This is a genomic window from Spongiactinospora gelatinilytica, from assembly GCF_003236385.1.
GTDB classification, from domain to species: Bacteria; Actinomycetota; Actinomycetes; order Streptosporangiales; family Streptosporangiaceae; genus Spongiactinospora; species Spongiactinospora gelatinilytica.
In genome coordinates this window covers 1-25,496 of record NZ_POUA01000063.1, presented here as the reverse complement: position 1 = coordinate 25,496, position 25,496 = coordinate 1, and the positions used below count along the sequence as shown (strand labels likewise).

Here is a 25,496-nt window from a genome sequence, read left to right as displayed (position 1 = left end):
TCCACCCCTTCACCGGGAAGGCACGAACCCCGTAGGGGGGCGCGCACACCATCCGTCCCCGCACACACCACCGAAGTGTGCGCACACTACTGGACCGAACGCCGTTCATCGACGGGTTGACGCCGCTCGTAGAGTCCCCTGACTGGGCACGTGTGAACCGGGGATGTGGTCATGGTGGCTGAGACGTGCGCCCGGGAGGCGCGTTTCGAGGTGTCCGGCGGGCCGGAGGCGATCGGCGCGGCGCGCCGGTTCGCCGGCCGGGCGCTGGCCCGCTGGGGGCTGGCCGAACTGACCGACGACGTGACGCTGATCGTTTCCGAGCTGGTCACCAACTCCCTGGCGTACGGGAAGGGGCCGATCACGCTGACCCTGCGCACCGACGGCCGCACCGTGCGCGGGGAGGTCGGCGACCACGGCTCGGCGCTGCCCACGCTGCTGCCCGCCGACCTGTTCAACGAGCACGGCAGAGGGCTGATCCTGGTCAACGCCTACGCCGACGACTGGGGGGTCGAGCCCTGGCCGCACGGCAAGTCGGTCTGGTTCGTCCGCCACGCCGAGCCGGTGGGCGCCCTGGTTCCGCAGCCGACCTGACGCCCTCACGGATCGGGTGAGGTCGTGAGGCCGCGCAGGCCCGCGATGAGGGCCTTCGAACCGGGCACGGCGCCGGGGTCGATGAGCGACTGGACGATGAGGCCGAGGATCAGCGCCTGGGCCGCCGCGCCGACGCTCTCGCGTTCCTCGGGCCCGACCTGGTCGCGAGGCAGGCCGAGGAGCACCGCGGCGAACGACTCGCGGGCCGTGCCGCCGCCCTCGGCGAGCGCGGTCCGCATCCGCTCGTCGAACTGCGCCTGGGCGAACGCCTGGATGCTCGCCACCAGCAGGTCGCGCTCCCCGGGGATCGCGGCGAGCAGGTGGTCCAGCCACACCTCGAACCTGCGCGTCGGCTCGGTCTCGCTGGCGGCCTCGACGGCCGCTTCGATGGTGTCGCCCCACTCGCCGGTGGCCTCCATGATGGCGGCGTTCATCAGGTTGTCCTTGGACCCGAAGTGGTATCCGATGGACGCCAGGTGCGCCCCGGACGCGGCGGCGATGTCGCGTGCGGTGGTCCGCGCGTAGCCCTTATCGGCCAGGCAGCGCCGCGCGCCCGCCAGCAAGTCGTCCCGTTGGCTCATGGCGTCCGATCCTAACGTACTTGAACGTACGTACGTTTTGACGTCCGATTTGTACGTACGTACGATAATCGCCATGACCGTCGATTCCCGCGCGAGCGGCCGTACCCGGGCAGGGCTCGCCGTACTCCTCCTGCCCGCCCTGCTGACCTCGATGGACATCTCGGTGCTGTTCGTGGCCGCGCCCGCCATCGCCGAGGCTCTGGACCCGAGCGCCACCGAGTGGCTGTGGATGATGGACGTCTACGGCTTCGTGCTCGCCGGGCTGCTGATCACCATGGGCGGGCTGGGCGACCGGTTCGGCCGCAGGCGGATGCTGCTGATCGGGGCCGTGATGTTCGGCACGGCGTCGGTGGTGATCGCGTACGCGCCGACCGCCGGGGCGCTCATCGCGGCCCGCGCGCTGCTGGGCGTGGGCGCGGCCACGCTCGCGCCGTCCACGCTCTCGCTGATCCGGCACATGTTCGCCGACGACGCGCAGCGCCGTACCGCCGTCGCGTCCTGGACGGTGGCCTTCACCGGGGGCGCGGTCGCCGGGCCGATCATCGGCGGCGCGCTGCTCGAACACTACTGGTGGGGCTCGGTCTTCCTGATCAACGTGCCGGTGATGCTGCTGCTCCTGGCCGCCGCGCCGGTGCTGATCGGCGAGTACCGGCCCCCGAGCGGCGGCGGGGGCTTCGACCTGCCCGGGGCGGCGGCCTCGCTGGTGGCGGTGCTGGGGCCGGTGGTCGCGGTCAAGCGGCTCACCGAGTACGGGCCGGACGCCGCCGGCGCGGGTGCGTTCGCGGCCGGGCTGGCCGGCGCGGCCCTGTTCGCCCGGCGGCAGCGCCGCGCCCGGCACCCGCTCATCGACCCGGCCCTCTTCCGGCGACCCGCCTTCGGCGCGGCGCTGAGCGCGAACACCGTGATCGCGCTCGCCTCCACCGGGCTGGGGTTCCTGGCGTTCACGTTCTTGCAGACGGTCCACGGGCTCGGCCCGCTCCAGGCCGCGCTGTGGGCGACGCCGACGTTCCTGGGCACGCTGGCCGGGGCCACCGCCGCCGGTCTGGCCGCCGCCCGCGTCCGCACCGGGTCGCTGATGACCTGCGGGCTGCTCGTCGGGGCCGCCGGGTTCGCGGGCATCGGCGTGTTCGGCGCGACCTCGCTGCCGCTCCTCATCGCCGGATACACGGTGCTCACGTTCGGGATCGGGATCGTCGGCGCGCTCGCCAACGACCTGGTGCTGGCCACCGCCCCGGCGGACCGCGCGGGGGCCGCGTCGGGCATCTCCGAGACCGGGGTCAAGCTGGGCGAATCCCTGGGCATCGCGATCCTCGGCACGGTCTCGGCCGTCATCTACCGGAACGCGATGGGCCCGGGCGCGGACCCGACCGTGGCCGCGGCGCTCGCCCGCTCCCGCACGCTGGCCGAACCCGCGGCGAGCGACCTGCGACGGGCCGCGTTCGACGCCTACACCCAGGGGTTCACCGTCGCCGCCTTCGCGGGCGCCGCCGTACTGACCGCCGTGGCCCTGATCACCGCGCTCCCGCTCCGCCGCCACACCCGCCCAGGCCGGACCGGAACACCCACCCCCGAGCCGGTTCGCTGACCCGCCTCGCTACCCGGCGTGGGCGCGCAGCCACTCCAGCGCCGAGGCCGCGCCCGAGAGCGCCGAGATGTGCCCGTCGCCGGGCGTGAGCCGTAGTTCGGCGGACGGGCAGCGGCGGGCCAGCCACTCGCCGTGCGCGCCGGGGGCGATCCGGTCCTGGCCCCCGTGCAGCAGCAGTACCGAGGCGCGCACCTCTGCCGGGGCCGCGCCCCAGGGGGCGACGTAGGCCAGGTCGTCGCCGATCAGGCCGGTGGACCCCGGTGCGGACCCGGCCTCGGCCACGCCGTTCAGCCACGCCCACTCACCGGCCGGCGCGGCGTGATCGGCGGGCGTGAACATCTCCGGATCGAACTCCGCCGCCGCCTCGAACCGCGGAGGCCAGGTCGCGCCCCGGCGCGGGGGTCGATCCGCCGTAGCCGGGACGGTCGTAGGAGACCCACCGGACGCCGAGCCGGGCGGCGGCGGGGAACAGCGGCTCCGGGGGCGTGCCGACGTTGGGCGTGCCGTGGTGCCAGATCACCGTGAGGCGTTCGCCCGGATCACCCGGTCCGCCCGGATCTGCGTCATAGGCGCGCAGCACGCCGCCGCCGGGCACCGCCACGTCGAACTCGGTCAGCCCCGCGCGGCTCACCAGCGGTTTCCCGTGATGCGTTCGTACGCCTCGATGTAGCGGTCGCGGGTGGTCGCGACGATGTAGTCGGGGACCTCGGGGGCGGGGCCCTGTTTGTCCCAGCCCGTCCCAGCGGCCCAGTCGCGCAGGTACTGCTTGTCGAAGGCGTACTGCGGGCCGCCCGGCCGCCAGCCGGCGAGCGGCCAAAAGCGCGAGGAGTCAGAGGTCAGGACCTCATCGCCGAGGGTGAGCACGCCGTTGTCGTCCCAGCCGAACTCCAGTTTCGTGTCCGCGATGATGATCCCGCGCTCGCGCGCGATCTCGGCCCCCCGCCCGTAGACCGCGAGCGTCAGCCGCCGCAGGTCTTCAGCGACCTCCGGCCCTTCCTGGGCCATCACGTCGTCGAGCGTGATGAACTCGTCGTGCTCGCCCATCTGCGCCTTGGTGGTGGGCGTGAAGATCGGCGAGGGCAGCCGGGAGCCCTCCTCCAGGCCGTCCGGCAGCGCGACCCCGGACACCGCGCGGTCCCGCTCGTACTCCTTGAGCCCCAGCCCGGCGAGGTAGCCCCGGGCGATGCACTCGACCTGGATCATCCGCAGCCGCCTGCACCGCACGGCCCGCCCGGCGAACTCCTCCGGCACGTCGGTGGCCGAGATCACGTGGTTCGGCACGACGTCCGCCAACTGCTCGAACCACCACAGGGAGAGCCGGGTGAGGACCTTGCCCTTGTCCGGAATGGGCGTCGGCAGGATCGCGTCGTAGACCGAGACGCGGTCGGAGGCCACCAGGATGATGTCCCCCCGGTCCTCGTAGACGTCGCGTACCTTGCCGGAGTGGAGAAGCTTCACTGCGCCCCCTGCTTGTCTCTGAGCCGTAGCCGTGCGCGGACCCGCCGGGGTCCGGAGCGCACGCGTAGCTCAGGCTAGCCCTTTCGTTCCGCGGTCATTCCGCGGGCGACGGATCGGTGGACAGGGTTTCGGCCAGGGCCCGCATCACCCCGACGTACTCCGACAGCACCTCGTCGTCCACGGTCGACTTCACCAGGCTGACCGCCACCGCCGCCGTCGTGGTCGAGGCCCCCGGCACCGTGATGGGCACCCCCAGGCACACCATCCCCGGCGCGGTCTCCTCGTCGTCGATCGCGTACCCGCGGTCACGGGTCTTGCGCAGGTCCTCGATCAGCAGGTCCACGTCCACGCCCGACGAGGACGGCAGCGAGTAGATCTCCCGGACCTCGGCGTCGCTCACCGTGCTCAGCGCCGCCTTGCCGCTGGCCGTCGTGTGCGCGGGCAGCCGCATGCCCAGGTGGTAGTTGACCGCCAGCGGCCGGTTGCCGGGGCGCTGGGCCAGGTAGACGACCTCGTGCCACTCGCGTACGGCGAGCACCACGGTCTCCCTGGCGTCCGGCAGCGCGTCCCGGCAGGCCCGCATGAACAGCGCGGGCAGCCCGCCGCGCGTATACCGCTCGGCGAGGGCGAGGATGCCCGGCCCGAGCATGTAGCGGCGTTCGGGGGTGCGGTGCGCGAGCCCGGCCTGGCGCAGGGTGGTGCAGATCGCCAGCGCGCTGCTCGGCGGCAGGCCGAGGGCGCGGGCCACCTCCGACAGCGTCATCCCCTCCGGGGCCGAGGCCAGCAGTTCCAAAATCCGCGCCGCCCTGGCGACGGAGGGCACGATGGCGGCGCCCTCCCGGGAACCTGCCATGTCCCTCACTCCCTCGCTGCTCGCTGCGGCGCTTCGGTCACCGCTGGCATGGTACGGCACCGCCTGTGCTTGACATTCTTCTACAGTTTCACATATATGAAAAAGATGTCAGCCATCTGAACGATCGGAGACCTCCCGGATGAGCATCGTCGATCACTTCGTCGCCGGACGGCCCTACACGGGCTCCGGGGATCGCCTCGGGCCCGTGTTCGACCCGGCGCTCGGCGTCGAGACCAAGCGGGTACGACTGGCCGCCCCCGCCGACGTGGACGCGGCCGTGACCGCCGCCACCGCCGCCTTCCCCGGCTGGCGGGACATGTCCTGGGCGCGCCGCCAGGAGGTGCTGTTCACCTTCCGCGAGGCGCTCAACCGGCGCAGGCGCGAGCTGGCGGAGATCATCACCGCCGAGCACGGCAAGGTGCTCTCCGACGCCGAGGGCGAGATCGCCAGGGGGCAGGAGGTGCTGGAGTTCGCGCTCGGCATGCCGCACCTGGCCAGGGGCGGCTACTCGGAGAACGTCAGCACCGGGGTCGACGCCTACACCGTGCGGCAGCCGCTCGGCCCGGTGGCCGTGATCAGCCCGTTCAACTTCCCGGCCATGGTGCCCATGTGGTTCTTGCCGATGGCCCTGGCCACCGGCAACACGGTCGTGCTCAAGCCCAGCGAGAAGGACCCTTCCGCGGCCAACTGGCTGGCCGCGCTGCTCGAGGAGGCGGGCCTGCCCGACGGGGTGTTCAACGTGCTGCACGGCGACAAGGTCGCGGTGGACGGCCTGCTGGACCACCCCGGCGTCCAGGCGGTGTCGTTCGTCGGGTCCACGCCGATCGCCCGGCACGTGTACGAGCGTGCGACCCGCGCGGGCAAGCGCGTCCAGGCGCTCGGCGGGGCCAAGAACCACATGCTCGTACTGCCCGACGCCGACCTCGACATGGCCGCCGACGCGGCGGTGAACGCGGCCTTCGGCTCGGCGGGCGAGCGGTGCATGGCGATCAGCGTCCTGGCGGTGGTGGACTCCGTGGCCGACGACCTGATCGGCCGGATCAGGGAGCGGATCGGCCGCATCAAGGTGGGCGACGGCCGCCGCGGCTGCGACATGGGACCGCTGGTGACCGGCGAGCACCGCGACAAGGTGACCGGTTACATCGACGAGGCCGAAAAGGACGGCGCCGAGGTGGTCGTGGACGGCCGCGGCGTGCGGGCCGACGGCCCGGCCGAGGGCTTCTGGCTGGGCCCGACGCTGATCGACCGCGTCGGCCGGGACTCCCGTGTCTACACCGACGAGATCTTCGGCCCGGTGCTGTCGGTGGTCCGGGTGCGCGACCTGGCCGAGGGCATCCGGCTGATCAACGACGGCGCCTACGGCAACGGCACCGCCGTCTTCACCACGAACGGCGGCGCGGCCCGCACCTTCCAGCGCGAGGTCCAAGCGGGCATGATCGGCATCAACGTGCCGATTCCGGTACCGGTCTCGTTCTACTCGTTCGGCGGCTGGAAGCAGTCGATGTTCGGTGACACCAAGGCGTACGGCGAGCAGGGCGTGCACTTCTTCACCCGGGAGAAGGCGGTCACCTCACGCTGGCCGGCGACCGGAACGCGGGAGTTCGACCTGGGTTTTCCGCAGAACGCCTGACCCTCCTCGCCGATATCTCGCTTGCCGTGAGCGCGCAGAGGCGTGAATATGAGCGGTGGGGATATGTTCGGGCGAGGGCATGGAAAAATATGGACAATAGGCGGCGAAATCGGAAAGTAACTTCGTCTGGCAGTAAGCAGGATACGCCGGACATCTCCGCTCGCGAAGGGGCGGACGACACGGTGGTGTGGGCGCGCTGGCAGGGCATCACGGCGATCATCGGCGCCGCGATCACGCTGGGTGGTGCGGGCTTCTTCCTCTACGACCGCTTCGCCGCGCCCAGCCAGGCCGCGCCACAACCGGTGCTACCGGGGGCGGTCCCGCCGCAGGGCGCCCATCCGAATTGCACGGTCAGGTCGATATGCCTGTGGCCTCAAGGGAAGTTCGGGGGAAAAGTCTGGATATGGTCGCCGGACGAGAGTCCGGCCGGCCGGATTCCCGCATATCTGCGCGATCACGTCGGATCGTTCGACGCCCAGACCGACGGATGTTTCGTGGACTCCGAACGACCGGAGAAGCGGCCGGTCTACGCCGGAGACTGGAGCGAGAAATACACGGACATCAATAGATTCGGCCGCCGAATGGACACCATCGCCGCCGGCTGCTGACAAATCCGGATTCCGGCAGAGCCGGGCCGCACACGCGGCCACCGGACCCTGCCGGCAAAGCCGGCGAGCACACCAGCGCTCACCGGCCCCCGTCAGGGCCCGTAGATGCTCGCTCAGGGCCGTCAGGCCGATCAGGCCCGTCACGATTGCCACGCCGTCAGGGGTCAGCGGGGCTCTTGGGGGCGCCGTAGGCGTGAAGGTCGGCCACGCCGCCGACGAAGCGGGCGTCGCCGATGTCCTCGTGTGGCTGGTCCGGTTCGGGCTTCCAGTCCGACACCTCGACCAGGCCCGGTTCCTCCAGCTCACAGCCGGCGAGCAGGGCGGAGATCTCCGCCCTGGAGCGGGGCGTGATCGGGGTGGCCGTGTTGCGGTAGATCGCCACGCCCTTGGCGACGGCCTCCGGCGCCATGCCGTCCAGGCAGGCGTGGCTGATCACGATCCGGCTGCCGGGGGCCAGACGGGCGCGCAGCCGGGCGACGATCGCGCCGGGGTCCTCGTGGTCGCCGACGAAGTGCAGGACGGCCACCGCGACGACCACGACCGGCCGCCCCAGGTCGATCAGCTCCGTGAGGATCGGCGAGTCGAGTATCCGGTCGGGCTGGCGTAGGTCGCCGTGGAGCATGGCCACTCCGGGGGCGTTCAGGATGGCCCGGCCATGGGCGATGACCGTGGGATCGTGATCCACGTACACCACGCGGGCGTCCGGGTTGACGGCCTGGACGACCTGGTGGACGTTCCGCTGGGTCGGCAGGCCGGAGCCGAGGTCGATGAACGCGTCGTAGCCGCGCCCGGCGAGATCCCCCGCCGCGCGGATCAGGAACTCCCGGTTGGCCCGGACCGACGCCTTGATCAGCGGCATCGTGTCCACCAGCCGGCCGCCCGCGTCGCGGTCGGGCGGGAAATGGTCCTTGCCGCCGAGCAGGTAGTCGTAGATCCGGGCGGCGTTCGGAACGGTCGGGTCGAAGACCGGCGACCCGGCCGGGATTCGCCCCGACGACGCCCCTTCCGACGCCGGCGCGGCCGACGTCAGGGCATCGGGCCGCGCGGGCGGCGGGCCGGCGGGCTGGGGGCCCGTCATGGGTAAACGAGAGGTCTGGAAATAGGAGTCATAGGAGTGCTGGGGCGATGGCGAGCCGGGCGCTGGGAGGCCGGCCGGTGTTCGGGGGATGCCGGTTGTCATCGAGGGACCTCTGGTGTGAAGGGAACGGCGGGCCGTCCGCTGTTGTTCAGATTCGCAATGCTCACCGACGCGCCTATGACACGACGGGAAGATTCGCTTCTCTGACCCTGGGAACCCTGTGACCAGCGCGTGTTCGAGCCGCCGGCCATACCGAGAACGTTAGCCGCATTACCCTCTCTTTGAGTAGGGAGTTTGTGGAACAGCCTGGATGTCCTGGATGATCGCAATCCAGTTGTATCACTACGGCCACTGCCGGAAAAAGACACTGCACGGCCCTTCACAACACCAGATCATTCCCGGGGTTGCGCGAGGCCGTTGATGCACACGCGGCGCGGGATGGCGCAGGGCCTGGCCCTGCGCCATCCCGCGCCGGGTTAAACGCCCGCCGGGTGCCAGACGGTCTTGGTCTCCAGGAAGGCCGTCATCCGGGAGGTGCCGGGGTCGGCGAGCCAGTCCGTCTGCTGCGGCCGCAGCACCCGCTTGAGGTTCTCCGCCGCCGCGCGCTCGCATTCCAGGGCCAGGTCCGCCGGGCATCCGGTGAGGTCGATGCCGTTGACGTCCATGTGGCCCGCCAGCCAGGGGGCGAGTTCGGGCTGCCGCCCGGTCAGGATGTTCACCACCCCGCCCGGTACGTCGGAGGTGGCCAGCACCTCGGCCAGCGTGACGGCGGGCAGCGGGGCCCGCTCGCTCGCCACCACCACGCAGGTGTTGCCGGTGACGATCACCGGGGCGAACACCGAGACCAGGCCGAGCAGCGGCCCCATCGGGGGCGCGACGACGGCCACGACGCCGGTCGGCTCAGGCTTGGAGACGTTCAGGTACGGCCCGGCGACCGGGTTGACCGCGCCGAACACCGACGCGATCTTGTCGGCCCAGCCCGCGTACCAGACCAGCCGGTCGACGGCCAGGTCCACCAGTTCGCCCGCCTTGCGGGCCGGGACGCCGTCCGCGTCGGTGATCTCCGTGACGAACTGCGCCCGCCGTCCCTCCAGCATCTCCGCGACCCGGTAGAGGACCTGTCCCCGGTTGTAGGGGGTGGCCCCGCTCCAGCCGGGGAACGCCTTGCGCGCCGCGACCACCGCGTCCCTGGCGTCCTTGCGCGAGGCGCGCGCCGCGTTGGCCAGAAAGCGGCCCTTGGAGGAGGTCACGGCGTAGGACCTTCCGCTCTCCGAGCGGGGGAAGGCCCCGCCGATGTACAGCTTGTAGGTCTTGCGGACCCCGAGCCTGGTGCCGTTGTCACTCATGTCCGCGCCCTCTCCAGGTGCTCTGGTGCGCCGGCCGTTCGGTCCCGGTGACCTGTGCGCAGCGGCTGACGCCCGCGCGGTGCGCGAACCACCCCTCGCGCGGCTCGGTACGGCCCGCGGCGGCGAACGCGTGGCCCCGGTTCATCTGCCTGCGCCGGGCTTCCCGCCGCGGCCTGCGGTGATCACACATCGAGGTACGCCTCCAGGCCGTGCCGGCCGCCTTCGCGCCCGTACCCCGACTCCTTGTAGCCGCCGAACGGCGAGACCGGATCGAACCGGTTGAAGGTGTTGGCCCACACCACGCCCGCCCGCAGCCGGTCGGCCATCCATAGGATGCGCGAGCCCTTCTCGGTCCACACCCCGGCGGACAGGCCGTAGGGGGTGTTGTTGGCCTTCTCCACGGCCTCGGCGGGCGTACGGAACGTGAGTACCGACAGCACCGGCCCGAACACCTCCTCGCGGGCGATCCGGTGCGACTGCGCGACCCCGGTGAACACGGTGGGCGCGAACCAGTAGCCGCGCTCCGGCAGATCGCACGCGGGCGACCAGCGGGTCGCGCCCTCGGCCTCGCCCGCCTCGACGAGTTCGGTGATCCGGGCGAGCTGGGCGGCCGAGTTGATCGCGCCGACGTCGGTGTTCTTGTCCATCGGGTCGCCGACGCGCAGGGTGGCGAGCCGCCGCCGCAGCGCGGCCAGCAGTTCGTCCTGGATCGGCTCGGCGACCAGCAGGCGCGACCCGGCGCAGCACACGTGCCCCTGGTTGAAGAAGATCCCGTTGACGATCCCCTCCACCGCCTGGTCCAGCGGCGCGTCCTCGAAGACGATGTTGGCGGCCTTGCCGCCGAGTTCGAGGGTGACCTTCTTACGGCCGCCCGCCACGGTCCTGGCGATCTCCCTGCCCACGCGGGTGGAGCCGGTGAAGGCGACCTTGTCCACGCCCGGGTGGGCGACCAGCGCCGCGCCGGTCGCGCCGGGGCCGGTCACGATGTTGACCACGCCGGCGGGCAGCCCGGCCTGGACGCAGATCTCCGCGAACGCCAGGGCGGTCAGCGGAGTGGTCTCCGCCGGTTTGAGCACCACCGTGTTGCCGCAGGCCAGCGCGGGCGCGATCTTCCAGGCGAGCATCATCAGCGGGAAGTTCCATGGGATCACCTGGGCGGCGACGCCGAGCGGGCGAGGCGCCGGACCGAATCCGGCATATGCCAGTTTGTCGGCCCAGCCCGCGTAGTAGAAGAAGTGCGCCGCCACCAGCGGCACGTCCACGTCCCTGGACTCGCGGATGGGCTTGCCGTTGTCGAGCGTCTCCAGCACGGCCAGCTCGCGGGCGCGCTCCTGGATGATCCGCGCGATCCTGAACAGGTACTTGGCCCGCTCGGCCCCCGGCAGCGCGCTCCATGTGCCGAACGCCTTGCGGGCCGCCGCCACCGCGCGGTCCACGTCGGCCTCGTCGGCGCGGGCGACCTCGGCCAGCGTCTCCTCGGTGGCCGGGTTGACGGTCTTGAACGCCGCCCCGCCACCGTCGGTGAACCGCCCCTCGATGAACAGCCCGTACGACGGCTGGATCTCCACAACATCCCGCGACTCGGGCGCGGGCGCGTATTCGAATCTCATCGTCGATCAGTCCAGCGTGAAGTAGTCGGGACCGGCGTACCGGCCGGTGGCGAGCTTCTGCCGCTGCATCAGCAGATCATTGAGCAGCGAGGACGCGCCCAGCCTGAACCAGGCCGCGTCCAGCCACTCCTCCCCGGCGGTCTCACTCACCAGGATGAGGTAACGGATGGCGTCCTTGGCGGTGCGGATGCCGCCCGCGGCCTTGACCCCGACCATCCGCCCGGTGGCGGCCCGGTGGTCGCGCACGGCCTCCAGCATCACCAGGGTGACCGGCAGGGTGGCCGCCGGGGAGACCTTCCCCGTGGAGGTCTTGATGAAGTCGGCGCCGCTCAGCATCGCCAGCCAGGAGGCCCGGCGCACGTTGTCGTAGGTGGCCAGCTCGCCGGTCTCCAGGATGACCTTCAGGTGGGCCGCGCCGCACGCCTGCTTGATCGCGGCGATCTCGTCGGCGACCTTGCGGTAGTCGCCGGCCAGGAACGCGCCCCTGTCGATCACCATGTCGATCTCCGCCGCTCCGGCCGCCACCGCCAGCGCGGTGTCCGCGACCTTGACATCGAGTGAGGATCGCCCTGAGGGGAACGCGGTGGACACGCTCGCCACCTTGACGGGCGAGCCGACCAGCGCCTCGGCGGCGACCGCGACCAGGTCGGGATAGACGCACACGGCGGCCACGTGGGGGGCCGCGGGGTCGGCGGGGTCGGGGCGTACGGCCTTGGCGCACATCGCACGGACCTTGCCAGGGGTGTCTGCACCTTCCAGTGTCGTGAGGTCCACCATGCCAATGGCCAGGTCGATGGCCTGGGCCTTGGCGGTGGTCTTGATCGATCGGGTGCTCAGCATGGCCGCCCGCTGGTCGGCGCCCACCCGGTCGACACCGGGCAGGCCGCGGAGAAAGGCCCGCAGCGTGGCATTGGAGGACACCACATCCGCGAAGGCGGTAGTCAGTGTTGACACCATCCCAGCATCGCCGACCAGCGCGATTGATTCCAAACCGGACCCGGCCGAGCGTCGTCACCCCTTTTCGTCAACTTTCGCTCGTGCCACAGCGGCGTCGCCGCCCGGGGCCCGTCTAGGTAGTCCTAGGCATGCCGTACCTGGGACTAAGGCCCGGAGATAAGGCATCCGCCCGATGTGGCGGGGGGTGCCTTAGGACGAACCTAGAAATGTCAGGAAACAGCGGTAAACAGGGGGGACCCACGATGGGACCGGAGATCCACTACCAGATGATCGTCAGCCGAGTCACCGAGCTGCACGAGACCGCGGCCGAGCACCGCAGGGCCAGGGAGGCGGTACGCACGCGCAAGGCCGCCGAGCGGAGCCGCGGCTCGCGCAACCGCAGCCTCTTCGGCAGGCTGCGCACCTCATGACCGTCCACAGAGCGCCCGGCCGAAACCTCCCTCTCGGCCGGGCCTCAAAGCCCCCCTGAACATGACACCGGGTGTGCCCGCCGGGGCTCTGCCCCGAGGCATTCTGCCGGCCGAAAAACCAGGGGAACCTCAACAGCGGGGCATGACATGCTTGAGGACATGGTGGGTCGGACGGTCAGCCCTGTCTTCGTGGGCCGGGAAGCCGAGCTGGGGATTCTGACCGAGGCGTTCGACGAGTCGCGCAAGGGGGCCGCGACCGTCGTCCTGCTCGGAGGCGAAGCCGGGGTGGGCAAGACCCGGCTGGTGGGCAGGTTCATCGAGCACGCGCAGGACGAGGGCGCCCAGGTGCTCTCCGGGGGCTGCGTCGAGCTCTCCACCGAGGGTCTTGCCTACGCCCCCTTCACCGCGGCGCTGCGGCAGCTCGTCAGGGAGATGGGCGTGGCGCCGGTCTCGGCCCTGCTGCCCGACGGCGCCGGGCGCGACCTCGCGCGGCTGCTGCCGGAGTTCGGCGAGCCGAGCGGCGACACCGAGACCGAGACCGCGCGGGCCCGCCTGTTCGAGCAGATCCTCGCGCTCCTGGAGCGCCTGGCCGAGCGCCGGCCCCTGGTCCTCACCATCGAAGACGTCCACTGGGCCGACCGCTCCAGCCGCGACCTCATCGCGTTCCTGAGCCGCAACCTGCGCACCGCGCCCGTGCTGGTGGTGCTCACCTACCGCTCCGACGAGCTGCACCGCCAGCACCCGCTGCGGCCGGTGCTCGCCGAGCTGGGCCGGGTGGCCGGGGTGCTGCGGATGGAGATACCGCGGCTGACCCACGACGAGGTCGCCGCGCAGATGGCCGGCATTCTCGGCGGGCCCCCCGAATACCACCGGGTCGTCACCGTCTACCAGCGCAGCGAGGGCATCCCGCTGTTCGTGGAGGCGCTGCTGGAGTCCGGGGCGGACACGGCGTTCCCCGAGTCGCTGCACGACCTCATCACCGGCGCGGTGGAAAGCCTCCCCGACGAGACGCAGCGGGTGCTGCGGATGGCCGCCGCGGGCGGCACCAGGGTCGGGCACGCGCTGCTGGCCGCGGTCAGCGGGCTCAGCGACGCCGCGCTGGAAGACGCGATCCGGCCGGCCATCGCGGCCAACGTGATCCAGGTCGCCGACGGCCGGGCCTACCTCTTCCGGCACGCGCTGATCCGCGAGGCCGTCCACGACGAGCTGCTGCCCGGCGAGCACACCCGGATGCATTCCAGATTCGCCGAGGAGATCGAGCGGGACCGCACGCTGGTGCCGCCCGGCCGGGCCGCCATCGAGATCGCCCACCACTGGTATTCCGCCCGCGACGACCTGTGGGCGCTCATCTCGGCCTGGGAGGCCGCGGGCAAGGCGGCCAAAGCGTTCGCCTACACCGAGCAGTTGCAGCTCCTGGAGCGCGTGCTGGCGCTGTGGGAGAAGGTCCCCGACGCCGCCGAGCGGATCGGCGCCGACCACACCCACGTGCTCGACCTCGCCTCCGGCGCCGCCCTGGCGAGCGGCGAGCTGGAGCGCGGGGTCAAGTTCGTCAAGGCGGCGCTGCGCGAGCTGTCGGAGGAGTCGGAGCCGGAGCGGGTCGCCGAGCTGATCGTACGACTGGGGCAGTTCCACAAGGAGCGCCGCCGCCCCGGCGCGCTGGAGCACCTACGGCACGCCGAGCGGCTGGTGCCCGAACCGGGCGCGGCCCGCGCCTACGTGCTCACCCGGCTCGGCTCGCACCTGATGTTCAGCGGCGACATCCGCGAGGGCACCGAGGTGACCGAGGAGGCGCTGCGCATCGCGCGCGGCGTGGGCGACGAGTCGATGGTCGCCGACCTGCTGATCAATCTGGCCGTCGGCAAGTCCTTCGACGGCAGGCTGGAGGAGGCGATCGCCGCCAACGGCCGGGCGAAGGCGATCGGCGAGCGGCTGGGCAACGGCAGGCTGATCATCCGCGCGATGGGCAACACCGCCGACGCCCTCAACAACCTCGGCCGCTCGGAGGAGGCCGTCGTGATGGCGGTCCAGGCGCAGGAGCTGTCGCGCAAGTACGGCCGCTACCGCGTGCAGGGCCTGTTCCAGGCGCTCAACCAGGCCGAGGCGCTGGAGTCGCTGTGCCGGTGGGAGGAGGCGGTCGAGGTGATCGAGGCCGCCCTCGCCCGCGACCCGGTGCTCCAGACCCGCCACCACCTGCTGCGGGCCAGGGGCGACGTGGCGGTGGCGCGCGGCGAGATCGACGTGCTCGAATCCGTGCTGACCGAGGTCGGCGCCTACAGCGCGCCCACCGACGAGGGCGTCCAGGAGATCAGCGCCAACAACCGGCTGCTGCTCGCCCTGTACCGGCTGCGCGGCGAGCCCGACGCCGCGCTCGACATCGCCGAGCGGAGCCTGCACCACCCGCAGCCGTCCAGCAAGGCGCTGATGGGCTGGCGGCTGCTCGCCGACATCGTCTCGCTGTGCCACTCCTACGTCTGCGACTCGATCACGCGGGCGGAGGGCCTGCTGGCCAAGGCCGGCGCGGTCAGGGCGAGCCTGCGCGGAGGCGGCCCGGTCGGCGACGCCTACCGGCTGGTGTGCGAGTGGTCCTACCCCGAGGCCGCCGCGGCCTGGGAGCGGTTAGGCCGCCCGCACCCGCGGGCGGAGGCGCTGCTGCTCGCGGCCAAGGCGGCGGTCCACGAGGGCGACCGCGACACCGCCGTCGCGCACCTGCGCGAGGCCCACCCGCTCGCGGTGTCGCTGGGCGCGACCCCGCTCACCGAGTCGATCGAGCTGCTGGCCCGCCGGGCCGGCGCGCCGCTCGGCGACGACGCCGCCTTCGACGCGGGCCCGGGCGCAGGCGACCTGCTCACGCCGCGCGAGGTGCAGGTGCTCCGGCTGGTCGCCGAGGGGCGCTCCAACCGCGACATCGCCGCCGAGCTGTTCATCTCGGCCAAGACGGTCAGCGTCCACGTCTCCAACATCTTGGCCAAGCTCGGCGTCTCCAGCCGTACCGAGGCCACCGCCGCCGCGCACCGCCGTTCTTTATTGACCTGAGTAGGCGCGATACCGCGGAGTGCCGGGAAAATCGGCACTACCCTGCTTGTCGTGCAGCAGAGATCGGACACCCCGGATCCGGGCGGCGCCCGCACGCGCAAGGACACCTCAGCGGTGGGGGTCACTCTGATCGCCGGCGCGTGCACGATCATCGCCGCGGTCTCGGGCGCGCTGATCACCGGATGGCTGACCTACCACAGGGACCGGGCTCCGAACCCGCCGCCGCACAAGCGACGGTCACGGTCACAGCCGAGGCCCCACCCCGGCGGCCCACGGCCACCGCTACGGACGGTGTGCCCGCGGGGACCGGCACACTCTCGCTGACCGAACTGACCCCCAAGGGCGACGGCCTGGTCACCGGCACGTGGTCGCTGGCGGGCAAGCCCTATTCGGAGAGCCTCGCAGCGCCCGACATGTGCAGCAGCCGATCGACGGTCATCTACGAACTGCCGCGGAGCCATCAACGACTCGTCGCGACGGCGGGGATCGACGATGACAAGGGGAAACACCAAGGCGATGACGCGATCCACTTCGCGGTGTACGTGGACCGCGACCACGACGACCGGCCCGACGAAGAGGAACAGGTGACCGCCGTCACCGCCCAGTACGGCAAACCCGCGAGCGTCAACGCCCCGATCGGGGGCGCGACCGCGGTGATCCTGACGATGTACCCCGACGGCTGCGTCACAGCCCCAGCCGTATGGGGCTCCCCGCCCCTCTCCGGCGAGCCCGCCGGCTAGTTCACCGGCCCTTTAGCCGGTGCAAGGTACGGCGAGCGACCACGACACACGAGAAACGCCGGGCACAGGGGCGGCACCAGGCACGGCGCGGCGGTGTTCGGGGGCATGCCGTACCAAGTCCTGAGCAGTGCCAGGCCCGCCGGGCCGCCGCTACAGCAGCGCGTCGCCGATCAGGACGACGCCGAAGACGGCGAACGCCGCCGCCGCGCCGTACCTGATGACCTTCTCCGGCAGGTGCCGGCCCAGCATCCGCCCCACCACGATGGCCAGGGCGTCGGCCGCGACCATGCCGACCGTGGAGCCGATCCAGGTGCCCAGCCAGCCGTGCTGGGTGGCCAGGGTGATGGTGGCCAGCATGGTCTTGTCGCCCAGCTCGCTCAGGAAGAACGCCACGGTCACGGCGATCAGCGCGGACCTCGTGGTACGGGCGGCCTTGCCCGACTCCTCCTCGGTCAGCTCGTCACCGCGCAGCGTCCATGCCGCGAAGCCGAGGAAGGCGATTCCCGCCACCACCGCGATCGCGGTGGTCGGCAGCAGGTCGCCCACCAGGCCGCCCACCGCCACGCTGAGCAGGTGGACGACGGTGGTGGCGATCGTGATCCCGGCCAGGACAGGCCATGCCTTGAACCGGGTGGCGAAGGTCATCGCCATGAGCTGGCTCTTGTCGCCCAGTTCGGCGACGAAGATCACGACCAGGCTGATCCAGAAGGCTTCCACGGGGGTTGGGCCCTTTCCTCCGGCGCGGCCCGGCCGGAGGCGCACACCCAGGGAGTCGGGCAGGGCTTCGGCCGGGCGGCGCGTCGAACACGACACGTCTACCAGGCCGAAGGTCTCGTCCGCCCATGCAGATCGGGCCCGCGTGACCGGGCGCTAGCGCGCCAGTGTGTCGATCACGCGATTGGGACTACTCCCCTTCGGTGTTACCTGCCAACCTTAACATCTCCCAGGTCAGCCTGGCCGTGGTGGTGGTACGGATCACAGTGACAGGCCGACCATCACCGGCTCGTTGACGAGGGTCACGCCGAACTTCTCGGCGACGCCGTCCCGGACCTCGCGGGCCAGGGCGAGGAGCTCGCCCGCCGTACCGGACAGATCAGGATTGGTCAGGGCGAGCGGATGCTTGCCGGAGATCCGTACCCCGCCGGTGCCGTAGCCCTTGGCGAAACCGGCCTGCTCGATCAGCCAGGCGGCCGGGACCTTCACCGTGCCGTCCGGCAGCGGCCAGCGCGGGAAGCCCGCGGCCCGCAGCTCAAGCTCGGCGGCCTGCCCGGCGGTGAGCACCGGATTGGTGAAGAACGACCCCGCGCTGTGCGTGTCGGGGTCGGCCGCGTCGAGCACCATGCCCTTGGTGCGGCGCAGCTCAAGGACGGCGGCGCGGGCGTCGGCCAGCGGCACCCGGTCGCCCAGCGCCACCCCCAGCCGCGTGGCCAGCTCCTGGTAGGCGATCGGCCCGGACAGCGGCGAACGGGCCAGCGCGTAGGTCACCGACAGCACCAGGTGCCGGGCCAGGTCGGCTTTGAAGACGCTGTGCCGGTAGGCGAAACCGCACTCGGCGGCGTCCATGTCGCGCACCTCGCCGGTACGGCGGTCGAGCACCCGGACCCGGGTGATCGTCTGGGCCACCTCCTGGCCGTAGGCGCCGACGTTCTGGATCGGCGTCGAGCCGACCAGCCCCGGCACGCCCGACAGGCACTCGATCCCCGACCACCCCTCGGCCACGCCGCGCGCGGCCAGCGCGTCCCAGTCCTCGCCGCTCGCCGCGGTGACCAGCACCCGGTCCGGCTCGGCGGCCACCTCCACACCCCGGGTGGCCACCCGGGCCACCAGGCCGTCGAACCCGTCGTCGGAGATCACCAGATTGCTGCCGCCGCCGAGCACCAGCACCGGCTCCCCCGCCGCGTCGGCCTTGGTGACCAAGGTCACCAGTTCGTCCGCGGTGCCCGCCTCGGCGAACGCGCGGGCCTCGCCGCCCAGCCCCAACGTGGTGTACGGCCCCAGCCGCACGCCAGCCACCCGCTCCGCCATTGGCCTCTTCCTCAAATGATCAGGTCGGAAAACAGCCTAAGGCGTCTTGGTGTCCGAATTCGACCGCAGCAGGCGCAGGACACGGTCATAGGTGCGGCGGGACTCGCGGTCGCGGTAGTCCGGATCGACCTCGTGGTAGGCGCGGTGGCGCTCCTGGTGCACCGGGAGCGCGACGTCGGGGACGACCAGGTCGCCGGGCAGGCTGAGGGAGAATTCGAGGTCGGCGTTGCGGTAGTAGCGGGCCTGGCCGCTGATGCCGCCCGTGTCCAGGGCGGCGGCCCGGCGTACGGCCAGCAGGTAGCCGAGCAGGCCGCGCACCTTGCCCGGGCCCGCCGGGCTCCACTCGCGCAGGTCGTCGCCGGGATCGCCGCCCTTCCACCCGGCCGCCGTCGCACCCTCCCGCAGGGCCTCGGCCAGCGGGGTGAGCGCGTCGCCGTCCAGGATCGTGGACGTCTCCATGATCACGTGTACGTCGGCGGTGTCCAGCCGCAGCAGCTTGGTACGGCACGCGCCCCAGCCGGCCGTACCGGACCGCCAGTGCGGGCGCTCGGCCACGTGCCACTCCTCGATCCGGGCGGGATGGGCCGCCGCCAGCTCGTGCAGCACGGTGCCCGCGCCGTCGATGTCCCCCAGGTCCAGGGCGAGGATGCGCGCGTCGGTGTAGGCCAGCAGCGCGTCCACGCACTTGCGGACATCGGTGGGCCAGCCGTCCACGAGCAGCGCGACCGTGACGGCCGCCGAGGCCGCCTTGGCGTACTCCTCGGTGGCCCCCGCGCCGGTGATCGCCTCGTCCACGCGGGAGACGGCCAGGCTGGCGTCCCACAGGACCTGGGAGGCGACCATGCTCTCGGTGCCGGGGCCGGTCTCTGTGCCCCGCTCGGGGCGCTCTGGAGCCCGCGGCTCCTCCGGGATCGCGCTCACCGCCGGCCACACCTTGAACGGCGGTTTCGGGGTCAGCTCGAAGCCGTGCGGTCCGTCGTCCCTGACCTGCCAGCCGGCCTGTTCGATCTGCTCGCGCAGCACGTCGGCCGCAGGGAAGTCACGGTCGGCGCGCGCCTTGGCGCGCTGCTCGGCCAACCCTCTGACGTGGTGTGGTACCTCGGTCGCTCTGCCCACCGCGGCGACATCCCCCTTCGGCTCGACCGCCCCTTCCTGGGGCGGCCCCTACCCGGGCGCCGGGCCGGTAAGCCGATCGAGGCGGATCTTCAGGTCGTCAGGTCGTCAGGTCGCTACGCCGTCAGCGCTTCGGGGCTTCGGGGCTTCAGGCGAGCTGGACCACGGCCCGCGCCCGCGAAAGCACCCGCGAGTCGCCGGACCGCGCGGTCAGCGCCACGAGCACCCGCTTGTCCTCGAGCTTCTGCTCGATCACGCCGCTGACCGTGATCGTCGCGCCCTCGTCGTCGTCGGGCACGACCACCATCGAGGAGAACCGCACGGAGTAGTCGACCACCGCGCCGGGGTCGCCCACCCAGTCGGTGACGAACCGGCCGCCCTGCGCCATGGTGTACATGCCGTGCGCGATCACGTCGGGCAGCCCGACGGTCTTGGCGAACCGCTCGTTCCAGTGGATGGGGTTGAAGTCGCCGGACGCCCCGGCGTACATCACCAGGTTGACCCGGCGCACCGGGTAGTCGGCGGCCTCGATCTGCTGGCCGGTCTCGACCTCGTCGTACTTGATCGTCGCGGACATCGCTACGCCGCTCCCCCGCGCTCGACGATGGTGTTGTAGCTGGTGCAGACGTGCTCGCCATCGACGGTCGTCACGTCGCTCTGCACGGTCAGCACCTCGTTTCGGCCGACGCTGCGAATCTCGGTGATCGTCGAGACGCACACCAGCTCGTCACCCGCCCGGATCGGCCGGGTGTACTCGAAGCGCTGGTCGCCGTGGACCACCATCGCGTAGTTGAGCCCGAGCTCCGGGTCGGCCAGCGCCTCACCCGCCCCGGTGAGCGTGAACACGATCGGGAACGTCGGCGGCGCGATCACGTCGGGATGCCCGGCGGCCTTCGCCGCCTCGCGGTCCCGGTAGATCGGGTTGGTGTCGCCGATCGCCGCCGCGAACTCCTTGATCTTGACGCGGCTGACCTCGTAGGTGGCGGGCGCGGCGTACTGACGCCCGACGAACTCACGGTTCAAAGCCATCGTGCCCGGGACTCCTTTCACCCCATTTGGGAAGCAGTGGCGGAAACACCACTACCCGCCTACCGAGACGCGACAAGGCGGGTAGGCGGGATCGCCCGTGGACGCCGCAGCGCGGCGGGGGGAGGTCCGGCGGGTCAGCGAGTCTCGCGGTGCGGCTGGTGGCACCTGCAGTTAGGGCAGTACTTCTTCAGCTCAAGGCGGTCGGGATCGTTGCGCCGGTTCTTCCGCGTGATGTAGTTGCGGTGCTTGCACTCCTGGCAGGCCAGCGTGATCTTCGGCCTTACGTCGGTGGCAGCCACGTGGGAGTGCCTTTCTGCGTCTGGGACGGGTGGACGACCCGCGCCGGTCTCCTGCTGTGAGGAGACGGCATGGGTAGTAGCGGAGGCCGGACTTGAACCGGCGACACAGCGATTATGAGCCGCTTGCTCTGCCTGACTGAGCTACTCCGCCTGGATGCGTGGAAATCCAACGGCACCCAAGAATACCCGACCTGCGGGGGTGCGACGCACACGACCGCCCGGCACCGGGGTGGACCCCGGCTGTGGCCGGCGGCGCGCGAGTCGCCTGGATGCGTGGGTTCCTGGGTTGGACCGCTGGTCACACTACCAGGCGGGCCCACCGGCAGGCGAACGGATCCGCCTCGGGGGAACGGTCCCGGCGTACCGGACGAGCGTACGTCGCAGCTCACTTCCCGCTTTGTTTCTATAAAGCATGAAATGGCGCTGTTGAATGGCCACCGGCCCACCGCGCCCTGCGCCCCTGACCTGCGTCCACGACACCCGGGAAAACGGCGGCCACCCGCGAAATACCGAGCCTGCGGCGCGAAATCGCCAAGGACGGCGGCCGGTCTCCAGGTAATCGTGATCACGCCGCCCTAGAATCCCCGGCAGGCCCTTTGAGTGGGGCGAACGCTGCGGAAACCGCGGCCTCCCGCATGTCGCGGGAGGCCGCCCTTGCGAAAAAGCGAAGGCGCGGCGAAGGTCCGGGAGCTTAGCCTGATCCCCCGATACCGGACCGAAGGAGCGGCCGTGTTCTCGCTGCGCACCGCTGATCTGCGAAAGCTCAATTCACTCACCAAGTACCCGTCCATTCCGACGCACCACAGGCTCGACCCCAAGAACGGCGGCCTGGTCGAAGAGCCCGCCGTCTTCACCGGGACCGTGCTGGGCACCGAGAAGGTCGACGGCACCAACGGGCGAGTGGTTCTGCTTCCGGACGGCATGTGGCTGATCGGCTCCCGCGAGGACCTGCTCACCGCGAGCGGCGACGTGATCCACAACCCGGCGCTCGGCATCGTCGACGCCCTGCGTCCCGTGGCCGAGGGGGCCGCGGGCGAGCGCGACGCCATCACGGTCCTCTACCTGGAGGTGTACGGCGGCAAGCAGCTCCCGGCCTGGCGGCGGTACGGCTCGGGCGAGCCCGCGCTGCGGCTGTTCGACATGGTCACCATCGGGCCTGACCTGCTGACCTGGGACCTGGCGAAGATCTCCGCCTGGCGGCAGGACGGCGGGCAGCCGTTCGTCGGGGAGCCGGCGCTGCGCGAGGCCGCACGGGCCGTCGGCGTCGAGCTGACACCCCGCCTGTTCGAGATCGACGGCGGCGGGCTGCCCGCCGACATCGCCGGCATGCGCGCGTTCATGGAGTCCTACCGGGTCACCCGCGTCGCCACCTCCGGCGAGCCGGGCGCGAACGAGGGCATCGTGCTGCGCACCCCCGACCGCGCGGTCATCACCAAGGCCCGTTTCCAGGACTACGATCGCACGCTGAAGCGCCGCGCCGCCGGGAAGTGACGAAGGCGCGGGACGGCCCCGGCGGAGCCGTCCCGCGCGCACGGTCACGGCGTGGGGATCGTGCCGTTGACGTAGTGCGTCTTCACGGTCCGGGCGATGGACGCCTGCCAGGCCGCGAGGTCGGCCTTCAACCGCTGCGGCGTGCGGGTGCCCTTACGCAGGTCGGCGATGAAGGCGTCGTACCGGTCGAAGGCCCAGTTCTCGATGCCGAAGGCGTACTTCTGGATGCCGCCCTCGCCGTAGTAGCCCTCCCCGTCGGCCTCGTCGCCCGCGAGGGCCTTGGTGTCGATCGTGTGATCGGCGTTACGCCCGCAGCCATAACCGCACGAGTCGTCGTCGGTGTGTTCGAGACGGTGATCAACGGCTCGAAGATCGGCGACCCCTACGAGGGCAAGGTGTAGCGGTCGCCGCTGCCGAAGGAGCCGCCGTCGGCGGGCCTGTGGAACGGCACCACCTTCACCTGGGGGTGGCCCCTTCCGATGAGATGGTGGAACAGTGCCTGGGACTGCGGGCTGGTGCGGATCAGCTCCTCGGGGTGCCACTGGACGGCCAGGATGCGGTGCCCGGTGTGCTCCAGGCCTGTGGCCGCGTACCGCTCGGCCGAGGCCCGGACGCCGATGAACGACACCCGCAATCCCGTGCTCAGCATGGCCAGCCGCTGCCGCACCGCCTGCCCCGCGACGGCGGGCGTGACCCCGTCCGCGAGGAGCCCGAGCAACGCCGCGTCCACCTTGGCGGTCTGCCGCAGGTCCCACGGGTCGTCACCGGGTACGGCGGAGCGGACGGGCAGCGTCACCCGCGTTCCGACACCGGGCCGGGTCTCGGCGAATCCGCTCTGCGCCAGGCCGTCGTACGCCTGCCGCACGGTGTCGACGGCCACGCCGAGCCGCTGCGCGAGGGCGCGTCCGGGCGGGAGCTTCGTCCCGGGCTCGATCTCTCCGGTCGCGATGACGTATTCGCGCTGGGTCCGCGACTGGACCCAGAGCGGAATGTCCGAGTCGGGGTCGAAAAGACACTCCAGGTGTCAACGGTCCCAGGGGCGCGAGAAGTCACGGCATATGAGGGCACATGGCGCACATGGCGCACATGGCGCACATGGCGCACATGGCGCACATGGGCGCACACAGGGGCACAACGAAGAACGCCCGGCTCGCGTGGATACGAGTCGGGCGTTGTGTGATGCTCGGCGATGGAGCCCCCAAACGGAATCGAACCGTTGACCTTCTCCTTACCATGGAGACGCTCTGCCGACTGAGCTATAGGGGCTTGTCTCGCGCCGCTCGTGCGTCGCTGACAGGTGTAACCATACACGGCACCCCTGCTTCACGCGAATCAGATCGGACCGCTTGACCGGCCTTCCGGTCGGCCTTTTGATCGGCCTTTCCAGCAGCCTGTAGGGCCGGGTTCAGCGGTCGGCGCGGCAGCGGGATGACCTCGCACAGGTCGGCGAGATCGACGTACCGCGCGACCTCTTCGACCGACCGGCAGTCGGCGACGATCCGGCCGTTCCGGCGGAGCCGGAGTACCTGCCGGCCCGCGCGCACCGCGCCCGTGATCTGAAGGCCGTCCGGCCCCACCCAATGCCTCTCCACGAACGGACAGACTAAGCCCAAGCCCCACAGGTCACCCAGGACAACACGCGCATCTCCGATACCGAACTGATATGCGGTCACCTGTCGTCTTTCAGCCGGTAATAGCCGATCAGGTCGTCCAAGACCGTCACCTCGTCCAGGCGCACGGTGGTCCCCGTCCGGAGGGCGTTGATCATCCGGCCGTCGCCCATGTAGATCCCGGCGTGGTGGGTGCGGGTGCGCTTCTCGCCGTAGAAGACGATGTCGCCGGGACGCGCGGCCTCCGGGACCACCCTGCGGAAGCGGCGGATGTGGTCGTTGGTGGTGCCGCCGCCGAGTACGTCGTCGCCGTACGCCAGGTGGTAGATCCAGCGGACCAGGCCGGAACAGTCCAGTCCGACGGTGTCCTCGGCCGGGCACGGGTGGACCTTGCCGCGATAGCCCAGGCAGGTCCCGCGCGACGGCCCCGGCCTGGGGGCGTGGCCGCCGCCCCAGACGTACGGCAGGGGCCCGCCCCGCCAGCCGGGCAGCGCCCGCCCGCGCATGACGGCCTCGGCGAGCACGACCACCCGGCGCGAATCGCCGACGACGTCGATGGGGGTGACGAGCGGCGCGGAGGCGACGGCCAGGGTGAGCACGGCGACGACCGGGAGTACGTACCTCACCTGCGGATACCGCTCACGGACAGACCGCCACATTTTCCCCACAAGGGAATTCTGCCGTGCCGGCGGGCAGGGCAGGCGGATCACATCGACTAGTCTCACGAACAGATCGGCGTAGTCGGTGGGAAGCATTTCGGTGGGAAGCAGTGAGGCGTTCGTAGGGAGCTGTGGGGAGAGGTGGCCGACCAGCACACGCACCCGCCCGCCCGGCGCCGCGCCCGGCACCCGCGGGCCGTGACCGGCCGGTGGGACGACGTCCTTCTCGGCGTCGCGGTCTCCGCCGGGTCGGTGTGGGCCACCGTGTCCGAGGCGGGCGCGGCGGGCCTGTGGACGGTGACCGGCCTGGTCCTGCTGGAGATCGCGCGGCGGCGCGGGCTGTGGAGCGCGTTCGCGGATCGGGTGCTCGCCGTACCCCTGGTGCCTTCACACCTGCCGCGCCCTGGCGACCTGCCGGTCATCCTGGTGCTGGCCTGGACCGGCTGGCTCGCCCTGCCCTGGGGCTTCTCCCCCGCCGCCGCCCAGAGCGGCCAGACGGCGGGCGTGACGGCTCCGGCCACACCGCCCGCGGCTCCACGCACCTCCGCCCCGCGCGACGTCTACCACGAGGTGGCCTCCCGGGCCGCCCGCCAGGAGCGGATGCGGATCGCGAGCGAGGTCCACGACGCGGCCGGACACGGGCTCGCCGCGATCGCGATGCAGGCCGGACTGGCCCTGATGATGTTCGACGAACAACCGGAACAGGCCCGCGCATCCCTGGAGGCCATCCACGCCACCAGCACCCGCACCCTCGCCGACCTCCGCGCCGCCCTGGACACCATGTCCCCAC

At 71.4% G+C, this 25,496-nt stretch carries 29 protein-coding genes and 2 tRNA genes; 10 read left to right on the top strand and 21 right to left on the bottom strand.

Annotated features, from left to right (window positions below):
- Nucleotides 1-171 precede the first annotated feature (171 nt).
- Nucleotides 172-591: an ATP-binding protein gene (locus C1I98_RS10965; protein ID WP_111167057.1), complete on the top strand. Its 420-nt coding sequence runs from the start codon at nucleotides 172-174 to the stop codon at nucleotides 589-591.
- Nucleotides 592-596: 5 nt separating this feature from the next.
- Here C1I98_RS10965 and C1I98_RS10960 read toward each other — a convergent pair whose 3' ends face one another.
- Nucleotides 597-1,172, bottom strand: coding sequence for a TetR/AcrR family transcriptional regulator (locus C1I98_RS10960; protein ID WP_111167056.1), 576 nt, complete (start codon nucleotides 1,170-1,172; stop codon nucleotides 597-599).
- A 73-nt stretch (nucleotides 1,173-1,245) separates the two neighbouring features.
- Between C1I98_RS10960 and C1I98_RS10955 the strand changes: the two genes are divergently transcribed.
- Nucleotides 1,246-2,757, top strand: a complete 1,512-nt coding sequence (locus C1I98_RS10955; protein WP_111167055.1) for an MFS transporter — start codon at nucleotides 1,246-1,248, stop codon at nucleotides 2,755-2,757.
- Nucleotides 2,758-2,766: 9 nt separating this feature from the next.
- Here C1I98_RS10955 and C1I98_RS42765 read toward each other — a convergent pair whose 3' ends face one another.
- From C1I98_RS42765 to C1I98_RS10940, 4 genes are all read right to left on the bottom strand, one after another.
- Nucleotides 2,767-3,096 carry an alpha/beta fold hydrolase gene (locus C1I98_RS42765; RefSeq protein WP_199536860.1) on the bottom strand — a complete coding sequence of 110 codons (330 nt, stop codon included), beginning with the start codon at nucleotides 3,094-3,096 and terminating at the stop codon, nucleotides 2,767-2,769.
- Nucleotides 3,059-3,388: a hypothetical protein gene (locus tag C1I98_RS42760; protein WP_199536859.1), complete on the bottom strand. Its 330-nt coding sequence runs from the start codon at nucleotides 3,386-3,388 to the stop codon at nucleotides 3,059-3,061. The genes C1I98_RS42765 and C1I98_RS42760 overlap by 38 nt, the downstream gene beginning before the upstream one ends.
- The gene (locus tag C1I98_RS10945) at nucleotides 3,385-4,215 is read right to left on the bottom strand and encodes a phosphoribosylaminoimidazolesuccinocarboxamide synthase (protein WP_111167054.1); all 831 of its coding nucleotides are present in this window, start codon (nucleotides 4,213-4,215) and stop codon (nucleotides 3,385-3,387) included. The genes C1I98_RS42760 and C1I98_RS10945 overlap by 4 nt, the downstream gene beginning before the upstream one ends.
- A 94-nt stretch (nucleotides 4,216-4,309) precedes the next feature.
- Nucleotides 4,310-5,068 carry an IclR family transcriptional regulator gene (locus C1I98_RS10940; RefSeq protein ID WP_146607366.1) on the bottom strand — a complete coding sequence of 253 codons (759 nt, stop codon included), beginning with the start codon at nucleotides 5,066-5,068 and terminating at the stop codon, nucleotides 4,310-4,312.
- A gap of 139 nt (nucleotides 5,069-5,207) precedes the next feature.
- Between C1I98_RS10940 and C1I98_RS10935 the strand changes: the two genes are divergently transcribed.
- Nucleotides 5,208-6,698: a CoA-acylating methylmalonate-semialdehyde dehydrogenase gene (locus C1I98_RS10935; RefSeq protein ID WP_111167052.1), complete on the top strand. Its 1,491-nt coding sequence runs from the start codon at nucleotides 5,208-5,210 to the stop codon at nucleotides 6,696-6,698.
- 89 nt (nucleotides 6,699-6,787) lie between these two features.
- Nucleotides 6,788-7,306: a hypothetical protein gene (locus C1I98_RS10930; protein WP_146607365.1), complete on the top strand. Its 519-nt coding sequence runs from the start codon at nucleotides 6,788-6,790 to the stop codon at nucleotides 7,304-7,306.
- Between the two features lie 157 nt (nucleotides 7,307-7,463).
- Here C1I98_RS10930 and C1I98_RS10925 read toward each other — a convergent pair whose 3' ends face one another.
- The 5 genes from C1I98_RS10925 to deoC all read right to left on the bottom strand — a co-directional run bounded on the left by C1I98_RS10925 (nucleotide 7,464) and on the right by deoC (nucleotide 12,297).
- The gene (locus tag C1I98_RS10925; protein ID WP_111167050.1) at nucleotides 7,464-8,384 is read right to left on the bottom strand and encodes an SAM-dependent methyltransferase; all 921 of its coding nucleotides are present in this window, start codon (nucleotides 8,382-8,384) and stop codon (nucleotides 7,464-7,466) included.
- Between the two features lie 476 nt (nucleotides 8,385-8,860).
- On the bottom strand, nucleotides 8,861-9,730 hold the full coding sequence (locus C1I98_RS10920) for an aldehyde dehydrogenase family protein (RefSeq protein WP_111167049.1): 870 nt from the start codon (nucleotides 9,728-9,730) through the stop codon (nucleotides 8,861-8,863).
- Nucleotides 9,723-9,875 carry a hypothetical protein gene (locus C1I98_RS43740; RefSeq protein WP_233507683.1) on the bottom strand — a complete coding sequence of 51 codons (153 nt, stop codon included), beginning with the start codon at nucleotides 9,873-9,875 and terminating at the stop codon, nucleotides 9,723-9,725. The genes C1I98_RS10920 and C1I98_RS43740 overlap by 8 nt, the downstream gene beginning before the upstream one ends.
- Nucleotides 9,876-9,912: 37 nt before the next feature.
- The gene (locus tag C1I98_RS10915) at nucleotides 9,913-11,340 is read right to left on the bottom strand and encodes an aldehyde dehydrogenase family protein (protein ID WP_111167048.1); all 1,428 of its coding nucleotides are present in this window, start codon (nucleotides 11,338-11,340) and stop codon (nucleotides 9,913-9,915) included.
- Between the two features lie 6 nt (nucleotides 11,341-11,346).
- Nucleotides 11,347-12,297, bottom strand: a complete 951-nt coding sequence (gene deoC / locus C1I98_RS10910) for a deoxyribose-phosphate aldolase (RefSeq protein ID WP_111167047.1) — start codon at nucleotides 12,295-12,297, stop codon at nucleotides 11,347-11,349.
- Nucleotides 12,298-12,539: 242 nt separating this feature from the next.
- Between deoC and C1I98_RS42755 the strand changes: the two genes are divergently transcribed.
- From C1I98_RS42755 to C1I98_RS10900, 3 genes are all read left to right on the top strand, one after another.
- Nucleotides 12,540-12,707, top strand: a complete 168-nt coding sequence (locus C1I98_RS42755) for a hypothetical protein (protein WP_199536858.1) — start codon at nucleotides 12,540-12,542, stop codon at nucleotides 12,705-12,707.
- A 159-nt stretch (nucleotides 12,708-12,866) separates the two neighbouring features.
- Nucleotides 12,867-15,740, top strand: a complete 2,874-nt coding sequence (locus tag C1I98_RS45320) for an ATP-binding protein (protein ID WP_306461854.1) — start codon at nucleotides 12,867-12,869, stop codon at nucleotides 15,738-15,740.
- A gap of 293 nt (nucleotides 15,741-16,033) precedes the next feature.
- Nucleotides 16,034-16,480, top strand: coding sequence for an NPCBM/NEW2 domain-containing protein (locus C1I98_RS10900; protein WP_158557991.1), 447 nt, complete (start codon nucleotides 16,034-16,036; stop codon nucleotides 16,478-16,480).
- 150 nt (nucleotides 16,481-16,630) lie between these two features.
- Here the strand turns inward: C1I98_RS10900 and C1I98_RS10895 are convergent, their stop codons facing one another.
- The 7 genes from C1I98_RS10895 to C1I98_RS10865 all read right to left on the bottom strand — a co-directional run bounded on the left by C1I98_RS10895 (nucleotide 16,631) and on the right by C1I98_RS10865 (nucleotide 21,097).
- Nucleotides 16,631-17,197, bottom strand: a complete 567-nt coding sequence (locus C1I98_RS10895; RefSeq protein WP_111167044.1) for a TMEM165/GDT1 family protein — start codon at nucleotides 17,195-17,197, stop codon at nucleotides 16,631-16,633.
- Nucleotides 17,198-17,455: 258 nt separating this feature from the next.
- Entirely contained in the window at nucleotides 17,456-18,505 is a 1,050-nt protein-coding gene (locus C1I98_RS10890; RefSeq protein ID WP_111167043.1) for a UDP-N-acetylmuramate dehydrogenase, read from the bottom strand.
- Nucleotides 18,506-18,541: 36 nt separating this feature from the next.
- On the bottom strand, nucleotides 18,542-19,582 hold the full coding sequence (locus C1I98_RS10885) for a hypothetical protein (RefSeq protein ID WP_111167042.1): 1,041 nt from the start codon (nucleotides 19,580-19,582) through the stop codon (nucleotides 18,542-18,544).
- A 184-nt stretch (nucleotides 19,583-19,766) separates the two neighbouring features.
- Nucleotides 19,767-20,195, bottom strand: a complete 429-nt coding sequence (locus tag C1I98_RS10880) for a MaoC family dehydratase (RefSeq protein ID WP_111167041.1) — start codon at nucleotides 20,193-20,195, stop codon at nucleotides 19,767-19,769.
- 2 nt (nucleotides 20,196-20,197) lie between these two features.
- A complete protein-coding gene (locus tag C1I98_RS10875) occupies nucleotides 20,198-20,647 on the bottom strand; it encodes a MaoC family dehydratase N-terminal domain-containing protein (protein ID WP_111167040.1) in 450 nt (149 codons plus the stop codon).
- A gap of 134 nt (nucleotides 20,648-20,781) precedes the next feature.
- Entirely contained in the window at nucleotides 20,782-20,946 is a 165-nt protein-coding gene (gene rpmG, locus C1I98_RS10870) for a 50S ribosomal protein L33 (protein ID WP_111167039.1), read from the bottom strand.
- Between the two features lie 77 nt (nucleotides 20,947-21,023).
- Nucleotides 21,024-21,097 (bottom strand) — tRNA-Met (locus C1I98_RS10865).
- Nucleotides 21,098-21,675: 578 nt separating this feature from the next.
- Here C1I98_RS10865 and C1I98_RS10860 point away from each other — a divergent pair.
- Complete coding sequence (locus C1I98_RS10860; RefSeq protein ID WP_111167038.1) at nucleotides 21,676-22,437, top strand: RNA ligase family protein; 762 nt, start codon at nucleotides 21,676-21,678, stop codon at nucleotides 22,435-22,437.
- A 74-nt stretch (nucleotides 22,438-22,511) separates the two neighbouring features.
- On the top strand, nucleotides 22,512-22,838 hold the full coding sequence (locus tag C1I98_RS40395; protein WP_146607364.1) for a hypothetical protein: 327 nt from the start codon (nucleotides 22,512-22,514) through the stop codon (nucleotides 22,836-22,838).
- Here the strand turns inward: C1I98_RS40395 and C1I98_RS42750 are convergent.
- From C1I98_RS42750 to C1I98_RS10840, 4 genes are all read right to left on the bottom strand, one after another.
- Nucleotides 22,820-23,386, bottom strand: a complete 567-nt coding sequence (locus C1I98_RS42750) for a GntR family transcriptional regulator (RefSeq protein ID WP_267898036.1) — start codon at nucleotides 23,384-23,386, stop codon at nucleotides 22,820-22,822. The two genes, C1I98_RS40395 and C1I98_RS42750, sit on opposite strands and share 19 nt — an antisense overlap.
- Nucleotides 23,387-23,627: 241 nt before the next feature.
- Nucleotides 23,628-23,703 (bottom strand) — tRNA-Thr (locus C1I98_RS10850).
- Nucleotides 23,694-24,110 carry a hypothetical protein gene (locus C1I98_RS42745; protein WP_199536857.1) on the bottom strand — a complete coding sequence of 139 codons (417 nt, stop codon included), beginning with the start codon at nucleotides 24,108-24,110 and terminating at the stop codon, nucleotides 23,694-23,696. Before C1I98_RS42745 ends, C1I98_RS10850 begins: the two co-directional genes overlap by 10 nt.
- On the bottom strand, nucleotides 24,107-24,673 hold the full coding sequence (locus C1I98_RS10840; RefSeq protein ID WP_158557990.1) for a C40 family peptidase: 567 nt from the start codon (nucleotides 24,671-24,673) through the stop codon (nucleotides 24,107-24,109). Before C1I98_RS10840 ends, C1I98_RS42745 begins: the two co-directional genes overlap by 4 nt.
- Nucleotides 24,674-24,847: 174 nt before the next feature.
- Between C1I98_RS10840 and C1I98_RS10835 the strand changes: the two genes are divergently transcribed.
- On the top strand, nucleotides 24,848-25,496 hold a 649-nt coding region (locus C1I98_RS10835; RefSeq protein WP_146607362.1), incomplete at its 3' end, for a histidine kinase dimerization/phosphoacceptor domain-containing protein.